This window comes from Methylobacter sp., from assembly GCF_004322395.1.
Taxonomy (GTDB): Bacteria; Pseudomonadota; Gammaproteobacteria; order Methylococcales; family Methylomonadaceae; genus Methylobacter_A.
On record NZ_SCTW01000009.1, the window covers coordinates 131,076 to 140,645 of the forward strand.

General features: G+C 53.0%; 8 protein-coding genes. All 8 read left to right on the top strand.

Translation table 11 applies throughout. The annotated features are described in order from the left end of the window. The first annotated feature begins 1 nt into the window (after position 1). Positions 2–727: a c-type cytochrome gene (locus tag EPO18_RS01960; RefSeq protein ID WP_292429770.1), complete on the top strand. Its 726-nt coding sequence runs from the start codon at positions 2–4 to the stop codon at positions 725–727. Positions 728–1,093: 366 nt separating this feature from the next. After that, positions 1,094–2,731, top strand: coding sequence for a PepSY domain-containing protein (locus EPO18_RS01965; protein ID WP_292429773.1), 1,638 nt, complete (start codon positions 1,094–1,096; stop codon positions 2,729–2,731). A gap of 245 nt (positions 2,732–2,976) precedes the next feature. Beyond that, the gene (locus tag EPO18_RS01970) at positions 2,977–4,149 is read left to right on the top strand and encodes a sigma-54 interaction domain-containing protein (protein WP_292429776.1); all 1,173 of its coding nucleotides are present in this window, start codon (positions 2,977–2,979) and stop codon (positions 4,147–4,149) included. A 209-nt stretch (positions 4,150–4,358) separates the two neighbouring features. Continuing rightward, a complete protein-coding gene (locus EPO18_RS01975; protein ID WP_292429780.1) occupies positions 4,359–4,565 on the top strand; it encodes a Sec-independent protein translocase subunit TatA in 207 nt (68 codons plus the stop codon). 237 nt (positions 4,566–4,802) lie between these two features. Then, positions 4,803–5,780: a cysteine synthase A gene (gene cysK, locus EPO18_RS01980; protein ID WP_292429783.1), complete on the top strand. Its 978-nt coding sequence runs from the start codon at positions 4,803–4,805 to the stop codon at positions 5,778–5,780. Next, positions 5,777–6,700, top strand: a complete 924-nt coding sequence (gene epsC, locus EPO18_RS01985) for a serine O-acetyltransferase EpsC (RefSeq protein WP_292429786.1) — start codon at positions 5,777–5,779, stop codon at positions 6,698–6,700. Before cysK ends, epsC begins: the two co-directional genes overlap by 4 nt. Positions 6,701–6,951: 251 nt before the next feature. Further along, positions 6,952–7,875 (top strand): family 2A encapsulin nanocompartment shell protein, encoded by a 924-nt coding sequence (locus EPO18_RS01990; RefSeq protein WP_292429788.1) that lies wholly within the window; start codon positions 6,952–6,954, stop codon positions 7,873–7,875. Further along, the coding region (locus tag EPO18_RS01995) for a cysteine desulfurase (RefSeq protein ID WP_292429790.1) at positions 7,862–9,570 on the top strand (1,709 nt) is incomplete at its 3' end. The genes EPO18_RS01990 and EPO18_RS01995, both read left to right, overlap by 14 nt.

Here is a 9,570-nt window from a genome sequence, read left to right on the forward strand (position 1 = left end):
CATGGGACTATCGCGGTTGGTGTCGCGGTGCAACATAGAGCCGGTTTTTTCCTGCCGTAAGCGCTCAGATAAACGTTGGCAGAGAAATTCCTTCCTTGCCGTCAGTACGCTCGCCCTGCTCGCTTCGGTCAAAAGTATCGCGGCCGAGGATGGGGCGGAAATCGCCGCGCAACGCATCGGCAGCGGCAACCCGAGCATCGGCAAGGAAAAATCCGACGCCGGACGGTGTCAGGAATGCCACGGCGCGGATGGCAACAGTAGCGACGCCAAGATTCCCAATCATGCAGGTCAGTATGCCGCTTACCTGGTCAAGCAGTTGAGCGATTTCCAGTCCGGTGCACGCCGGCACGAGATCATGACCATCATGGCCGAAGACTTAAGCACCGCCGACATGGCAGATATTGGCGCTTACTTCGCCAATCTGAAAATCATGCAAGGCGATGGTGGCGATAATCCGTTGGGCAGGCATTTGTTCGTCAACGGCGATCAGGCCAGGGAAATTCCGGCTTGCGTCAGTTGCCACGGCGACAGCGGCAAGGGCCGCATTGCCGACAGCGTGATTTACCCGGTGATTGGCGGCCAGCGCAAAATTTACCTGCGTTCACAATTGGTCAATTGGAAGCTGGGCGACCGCAAAAACAGTCCGGGCGGTGTAATGAACAAGATTGCCAAATCGCTGAGCGATGACGAGATTGAAGCGTTGGCCGATTATATTTCCGGGTTGTAACAAGTTAAACGTTGCTCTCGTTCCCATGCGCCGCGCTCATTGTTATACACAAATATCTACGGGCAGTCGTCATTCCGACAGTCCCTTACCGAGCGTTAGGCGAGAAATAGGCCGATAGGCAGACCTTCCAGGTTTTAAAAACCTGGAAGGTCTAACTGGCAACGTTGCTAGTTCCCAAGCTCCAGCTTGGGAATTCAGTGTAGGAAGCTCCAGCTTCCCGTCTTGCAAAGCTAGAGCTTTGCTCACTGGATTCCCAAGCAGGAGCTTGGGAACCAGCGTATTTCTTAACTTAATGGCAGTGGTGCAGCGAGAGGGAACGAGATAAGTTAATTATTTCTCCAGTCTTTTATTTTTAAGAGGGCAACAATGAAGTTTTTGAATCGGCTGTTATATCAAGTCCATCGCTGGGTAGGCGTAGTGCTGGGCTTATTCATGTTTTTCTGGTTTTTTACCGGTTTGGTGATTATGTATTCCACTCCGACTACGCAAAACCGCAGTCAGCAACTCGCTCACGCAGAAACGTTGGCTCCCGAAGTCGGCTGGCTGAGCCTGGGTGAGGCCTGGGATCGTAGTGCCGAACAACGTAAAGCGGCAGAACTTAAGCCTAAAGCTGTTGAAGCGGCTGCCGGCACCGAAACCCAGGGTAGCAAAGGAAAAGATGTCAGTATCGCCGATGCCCGATTGGTGCGCAGTGCCGGGGAACCCGTATGGCTGGTAGAAGATAGTAAAGGTCAGCGTTTCGCCTTGTCTGCGCTTGACGGTTCGTTGCGTACAACCACGCCGGATCAGGCTTTAAAAATTGCGGAAAATTGGTTTAAGTCCAACAGCAGCGGCGTTATCAAAACCGCTTTCCTGGAGACAGTTGAGAAGCCGATTATTCTGCGCAATCAGGATGCCTTGAGCCCCTTCCATCGCATAGCCGTCGGCGATGGCGGGGAGGTGCTGATCTCTTCGCGCACCGGCGAAGTATTGCACGTCTCCAGCCGTTTGGATCGGGCTTTCTATTGGGCGGGCAACTGGCTGCATTTGCTAAAGCCGCTGGAATCGATAGGCTTGGGTAAGTTTCGCAACGATGCGCAACTGTGGCTGGGCTTATCCGCGACGATAGCGACATTGACCGGCCTGATTATCGGCTGGTTACGCTGGCGGCCCGGTTTCGGCGGCAAGCCGACTTATTCCCAGGGCCGTACCCAGCCTTACCGCGAATTCTGGTTTAAATGGCATTTTTGGAGCGGGCTGATCGGCGGTACCGTGGTGCTGTCTTGGGCGCTCAGCGGTTTTCTCGATACCAACCCCGGAAAAATATTTTCGCCGGCCAACCCTAATCGGCAAGAATTAAACCGCTATTTGGGAAGCGAACTGCCTGAGGCAATGCGTCTGTGGCAGCCGGTTTTACCTGCTCTATTGGCTTTGGCTGTCGATGATGCGGATATTGTCGAGTTGGGCTGGCGGCGGCTGGGCGGCGATGCCGTCCTGCTGGCTCATACCCGTGACGGACAGCGTCTGCCGCAAGAACCGGATGGCGGCTTGCCGCAGTTCAGCCAGGCATCGTTACTGGCTGCCGTACAACGCGTGGCCGGTAGCGCCGCAGTGGAAACCCAGGCAGTTCTGAATGAATACGACAGTTATTACTACCCCAGACACCATCAAAGTTTGGTGGAGAAACCGTTGCCGGTGCTGATGGTGCAACTGGCCGACGATGCAGAAACCCGCTTTTACCTGGACCCGCAAGACGGCCGACTGATGACTAGAGTGGACAGAAGCGGACGTGTCTTACGCTGGTTATATTCCGGCCTGCATCACTGGGATTTCGGCTGGATTTATCACCGGCCGATATGGGATGTCTGGATGCTGATCTGGGTATCGTTTGGGTTGGTGCTGGGGGCGAGTTCGCTGGTGGTCGGCTGGCGGCTTTTGAAGAAAACCTTCGCACCTAAAAAGCGCGCAATTCGCCGCACACCGAGAGGCATTGGAAAGCTGGAGCCTGAAATCTCAACGCATTAACCGTGAATACATAAGCTGTAATGCCAATAAAAAAAGACCTTAATATATCAATTTTAAAGATATAGAAATCTAATAATAACGTTTTATTACATATAACAATTACCCTAAGATATTTACTAACGCCGGCGGAGTGACATGATCGGTTCTGTTGCCCGATTTAATTACAGTGACTTTATTTAAATCCGGAGATGATCCTGAAAAGGGTTGAGTTAGCCACTTTTTGCAAAGCAAACGAGCACATTATTATGGATACACTTTCAGACGGCATTCTCGCTAGCAACCAAGAAGAGCAAGCCTCTACACTGCTGGCGTTTGATGAATTGCAGTCGCGCTCGCTGTCGCTTTCTGTCCGAGCGACAGCCCTGGTTTTTGAAGACCCTGTTTCCCGCCGCTTGCTGGAACAGATCGAACGCATTGCACCCAGCGATGCGACCGTTCTTATCATCGGCGAAACCGGAACCGGTAAGGAGCTGGTAGCTCGGCATGTTCATGCCCTCAGCAAGCGCAGCAAAAATGTTTTTGGGGCATTAAACTGCGCTGCGTTGAGTGAAAACCTGATCGAAAGCGAATTGTTCGGCCATGAAAAAGGCTCCTTTACAGGGGCTTTAACGAGCAAGGAAGGCTGGTTTGAAACCGCCAACAAAGGCAGCCTGTTTCTCGATGAAGTGGGCGACTTGCCGTTTGCGATGCAGGCCAAATTGCTGCGCGTATTACAGGAGCGCGAAGTTGTCAAAGTGGGCTCCAGGCAGCCGGTGCCGGTAGATGTCAGAATCATTGCGGCAACTAATGTCAATCTTGAAGAGGCCGTTGCGGCATCGCACTTTCGGGCCGATTTATATTATCGCTTCAACGTAGCGACTCTTCAGTTAAGCCCCTTGCGTGAGCGCCCCGGCGACATTCTGCCGTTGGCGAGACATTTTCTGAAAATTTACGGCGCTCGTTTGGGCTACGCCGACATCAAGTTATCGCCGGCAACCGAATTGACTTTATTGAATTACGATTGGCCGGGCAATATTCGCGAACTGGAAAATGCCGTTCACCGTGCGCTTCTGGTATGCCCCGGCAACCGCTTACGCCCTGAGGATTTTAAATTATCCGGCGTCAGGAATTTGGATCAAGGACCATCCGTTTCAACCGCGTCTTTGGAAAGCGCTTTGCAGCGCCTTTGCGAGCAAGCGCCGCCCAAATTATTCGAAATATTGGAAGAGACGGTTATTCGGACTGCTTTTGAATTCTGCGAGGAAAACCAGGTTCAGACCGCGCGTTTGCTGGACATCAGCCGTAATGTGCTCAGGCATAAGCTGGGACTTTACGGCATGCTGCCGAATGCGCAGAAAAAGCTGCCGAACGCTTACAGTGAAGTGGAAGTCAGAAGTGCTGAATCGGCAAATCCAAAAACTTTGTATCAAGTGACTTAGGAGATATTCAGTAAATAGCATCTCGTAAAAAAACAGATTGATTATGAAACTACCAAGCCGTGGTTTTATTGCAGAGTGTTGTCAGTCGACAGGCCTTGAACCGGAAATATATTGCAAAAACTGCAATACTCTTTTGTCCGGTCAAGCCTGAAAGGCGCAACGTAACAAGTAGAGACCTTTGCATTGCAAGGTTTCCAGTGGAGTTAAAAATGGGTCTTAGCGTTACTCACTTATTAGTTGTATTAGCCATCGTTACCGTTGTTTTCGGTACTAAGCGTCTACGCAATATTGGCACTGATCTGGGCGGAGCCATCAAGGGCTTTCGCTCGGCCCTGCAAGAAGGCGAAGAGGAAAAGTCTGTAGATAATGGCGACGCCATCGGAAGCGAAATTATTTCCAAAATCGATAAAAATTAGTACCTACCAAATCCTGAGCCGCGACATATGGCCAAATAGAGTAAGTTAAGGCGTTATTGGACTGTTGATAGAATGTAAGTATGTGCCTTGACAGAATGTAACGACTTAAAGTACTTTATAAAAAACACAAGCTGACCGGACAACCGGAAGCCAGTGAGCCCCTCCCAGAGGCCACTGGCTTTTTTTTGCCCAAAATTTGGCTAGGCAATCAGCTTGCGACTCACACAGGAGATTTTGATGTCACATTGGCACGAAGACAATTCCCACTCCATTGGGCAGACGCCGCTGGTCCGGCTTAATCGCATCATTGATGGCGCACCCGTTACCCTGCTGGCAAAAATAGAAGGCCGCAACCCGGCTTATTCGGTCAAATGCCGGATCGGCGCGGCAATGATCTGGGATGCCGAGCGTCGCGGCGTACTGGGTCCCGGCAAGGAACTGATAGAGCCGACCAGCGGCAATACCGGCATTGCGCTGGCGTTTGTCGCAGCGGCGCGGAATATTCCGTTGACCTTGACGATGCCGGAAACCATGAGCCTGGAGCGCCGCAAATTGCTGATTGCTTACGGTGCCAAGCTGGTATTGACCGAAGGCGCCAAAGGCATGAGCGGCGCGATAGCGAAAGCCGAGGAAATCGCCGCGTCGGATCCCGAGCGTTATGTGTTGCTACAACAGTTTAAAAATCCGGCGAACCCGGCTATTCATGAGCAAACCACCGGGCCGGAGATCTGGAACGATACCGACGGCGCTATCGATATTCTGGTTTCCGGCGTCGGTACCGGCGGGACGATTACCGGCGTTTCCCGCTATATCAAGCAGACTCAGCGCAAAGCTATCGTTTCGATTGCGGTTGAGCCTGAAGCGAGTCCGGTACTTACCCAACATCGCGCCGGTGAATTGTTCAAGCCCGGTCCTCATAAAATTCAAGGCATCGGCGCAGGGTTTGTGCCGGATGTGCTCGATCTGTCGCTAGTCGATCAAATAGAGCAAGTCAGCAATGAAGAAGCCATTGCTTACGCGCGCCGACTTGCCAGGGAAGAAGGCATACTTTCCGGTATTTCCTGCGGGGCTGCGGTGGCTGTCGCAGTGCGCATCGCCAAACGCCCTGAAAACGCCGGCAAAACCATTGTTGTCGTGCTGCCGGATTCCGGCGAGCGCTATTTGAGTTCGCCGCTGTTTGAAGGCGTTTTCGATGCCAGCGGTTTTGCAGCATGAACGATTCCAGCTATCAAAATAGCAAGCAGGATTGGGGCATCGATGAGCTGGTCATCAGACTGCGCCAGTTACGCGTGCAATCGCTGGAAACCCGGCATCGACGCGACAAGCCGCCCAAGCTGCCGTCGCGCAAGGAACTGAAAAAAATTCTCGACGGCCTAAGTGCGGTGTTGTTTCCGAACCGGTTGGGCCTGCCCGATTTGAACGACGAAGGCATCGATTACTTTGTCGGCCATACGCTCGATACACTGTTACGCGAACTTTACACGCAGATTCGCCGCGAATTGCAATTTGTTGCTGTTGAGGATGCATACCAGCAGGCAGTCACGATTACCCGTGAGTTTGCCAAGCGCTTACCCGAAGTGAGGACGCTGCTCGATAGCGATATTCAGGCCGCCTACGAAGGCGATCCGGCGGCGAGAAGTTCCGATGAAGTGCTGGTTTGTTATCCAGGCATTACCGCAATCACTCATCATCGGCTTGCTCATATCCTTCATCAATTGGGTGCGCCGCTGGTGGCACGCATTATTTCCGAGATTGCCCATTCAGCCACCGGCATTGATATTCATCCCGGCGCTCAAATCGGCGAGAGTTTTTTTATCGATCACGGCACCGGTGTGGTCATCGGCGAGACGGCAGTTATCGGGAAGCATGTTCGCGTGTATCAGGCCGTTACGTTGGGCGCCAAGCGTTTCCAGAAAGACGATGACGGCATTCTGGTTAAAGGCAATGCCCGGCATCCTATCGTTGAGGACGATGTCGTCATTTATGCGGGCGCGACGATTTTAGGGCGCATCACTATCGGCCGCGGCTCGACCGTCGGCGGCAATGTTTGGCTTACCTATAGCGTGCCGCCAGGCAGCAATATTACCCAGGCGCATGTGCGTAGCGAATTGTTTCAGGATGGGGGCGGGATATAGGGATAGACAAAAGGCGAAAGGTTCAAGGTAAAGAAATTCGTCTCTACCCTTAAGTTAATCGCTGTAGGAGCGGGCCATGCCCGCGATGAAGTGAAACTTTCTTCACCCAGCGGGACGTTGCGGAGTAGACCTTCCAGGTTTTTAAAACCTGGAAGGTCTGATTTCGGATCTCTGCTTGGGAACCAGCGCACATCCATCATTTTGACGGGTATGCCAACAACTACTTACACCAACCACAATAGGAAAAAACCATGTCCGATATTCACGAAGGCCAAACCCATACCGCGCTGGGCGATGTTGCTGCGCGTACGTTGGCAAACGCGACCAAAACCGTCCCCATGCTATCAACCATCACGCCACGGTGGTTGGTTCATTTGCTGCAATGGAAACCGCTTGAGGCCGGTATTTACCGCGTCAACAAAGTAAAAAACGAAACCGGCCTGCTGGTCGATTGTTCCAGTCTCGATGAAAAAGAACTGCCGCAAACCTTTGTCGATTATGAGGAATGGGGCCGCGAGTACCGCTTGAATGCCGTCAATACGGTACTCGACATACATACCCGCGTTTCCGATTTATACAGCAGCCCGCATAACCAAATCCACGAACAACTGCGCTTGACGATCGAAACCATCAAAGAACGCCAGGAAAGCGAGCTGATCAACAACGCTGAATACGGTTTGCTGAATAACGTTGCGCCGGGCTTTAAAGTGCAGCCGCGTACCGGTGCGCCAACCCCCGACGATATGGACGAATTGATTTCCAGGGTCTGGAAAGAACCAGGATTTTTCCTGGCGCACCCGCTGACAATCGCTGCATTCGGCCGTGAATGCACCCGCCGCGGCGTGCCGCCTGCGACCGTGACCTTATTCGGTTCGCAGTTTCTGACTTGGCGCGGCATTCCTATCATTCCGTCCGACAAGTTGAGAGTGGTCAACGGCAAAAGCAACATCTTGCTGTTACGCACCGGTGAAAGCCGTCAAGGCGTGGTCGGTCTTTATCAACCTAACCTGACCGGCGAACTGAGCATGGGTCTGTCAGTTCGCTTTATGGGCATCAATCACAAAGCGATTGCCTCTTACTTGATCTCACTGTATTGCTCGCTGGCGGTATTGACTGACGATGCGCTCGGCGTGCTCGAGAATGTCGAAGTGGGCAAGTACCATGAATACAAGTAACAGCGATTTTGCACAACATGCGTCGCTACCTGATATAGAGCAATTGACCAAACTCGCCAATGAGATGTTCACGGCCTTGCCTTGCGACGGGTCGCGTATTGGTATCGCCTCTTCGGCAGTGCCGAGCGGGTTGACGTCATCTTTGTCGGGGGCCGATAAATCGGCAATACCGCAAGGTTTCGACTTGCCGGGAGAAGCGGATCTGCAAAAATTAGTTGCTCCGCGGCAACCGTCTTTCGATAGCGTCCCTGACAGTCTCGATACGGGGTCGGTTTTCGGTAATTCGTCTTCGATTGCAAAGTCGCCGTTGGCGGGTTTGGACAAATCCGTGCTGGCGGGTGTTTTACCGCACAACTTCGGATTGCCCGATGAAGCGCAATTGCAACAGTTGCTGGTTTCGCGCGTGCCTTCGGGAAGCAGCATTCCTGTAAATGTTGAGGCCGGTTCGATACCTGCCGCGCCGTCTTCGGCGGCTGATGTTGACCCATTAACCAAAGTGGGTACTTCTCCGCAGGCGATTGAAGCGGAGTTGCAAAAACTTTTTGCTGCAAATTCGGTCGATAAAAGCGGTGGGCAGAAAAGCACTGCCCGCCCTACCTTTGACGCGTCATTGATAGCGGGGCTTTCGCCTCAAGCCTATGGGTTGCCTGGCGAAACTGAGTTACAAAAGCTTTTTGGGGCATCGGCAGGTGTTCCGGCGAACGCCGAGTCGGGTTCATCATTTTATTTTCTCGATGAGCTGCAAACCGGCGGATTTAATGCGAAGTCCCCTGCTTTGGGTTCTGCGCATCCGGCTTTTGATGTGCAAGCGGTGCGCCGGGACTTTCCGATACTCAAGGAACGGGTCAACGGACAGCCGTTAGTCTGGTTCGATAACGCGGCGACCACCCAAAAGCCGCAGGCGGTCATCGACCGGGTCTCGTATTTTTATGAGCACGAGAATTCCAACATTCATCGGGCGGCGCATGAACTGGCGGCGCGCTCGACCGACGCTTACGAAAAAGCGCGGGATACCGTTGCCCAGTTTATGAATGCGTCGTCTTCTGCGGAGATAGTCTTTGCGAGAGGAACGACCGAGGCGATCAACTTGGTTGCGCAAAGTTGGGGACGGCAACATATCGGCGCGGGCGATGAGATTGTGATTACTTGGCTGGAACATCACGCCAATATCGTGCCGTGGAAACAGCTTTGCGATGCAACGGGAGCGACATTGCGCGTCGCCCCGGTTGATGACGACGGCCAGATATTGCTGGGCGAATATCAAAAGCTGCTAAATTCGCGCACCAAACTGGTGTCGTTCACGCAGGTTTCCAACGCACTGGGCACGGTCACTCCCGCTCGGGAAATGATCGAGATGGCGCATCGTGTCGGGGCTCGTGTGTTGCTGGACGGCGCTCAGTCGGTTTCGCATTTGCGCGTCGATGTGCAGGCGCTGGATTGCGACTGGTTCGTGTTTTCCGGGCATAAGATATTCGGCCCCACCGGCATCGGCGTGTTGTTCGGCAAAGCCGAACTGCTCGAAGCGATGCCGCCGTGGCAAGGCGGCGGTAACATGATCGACGATGTGACATTTGAAAAAATCGTCTATCAACCCGCACCGGCCCGCTTTGAAGCCGGTACCGGCAATATCGCCGATGCGGTAGGCTTGGGCGCCGCCCTTGAGTATCTGCTGAAAATCGGCATCGATAATATCGC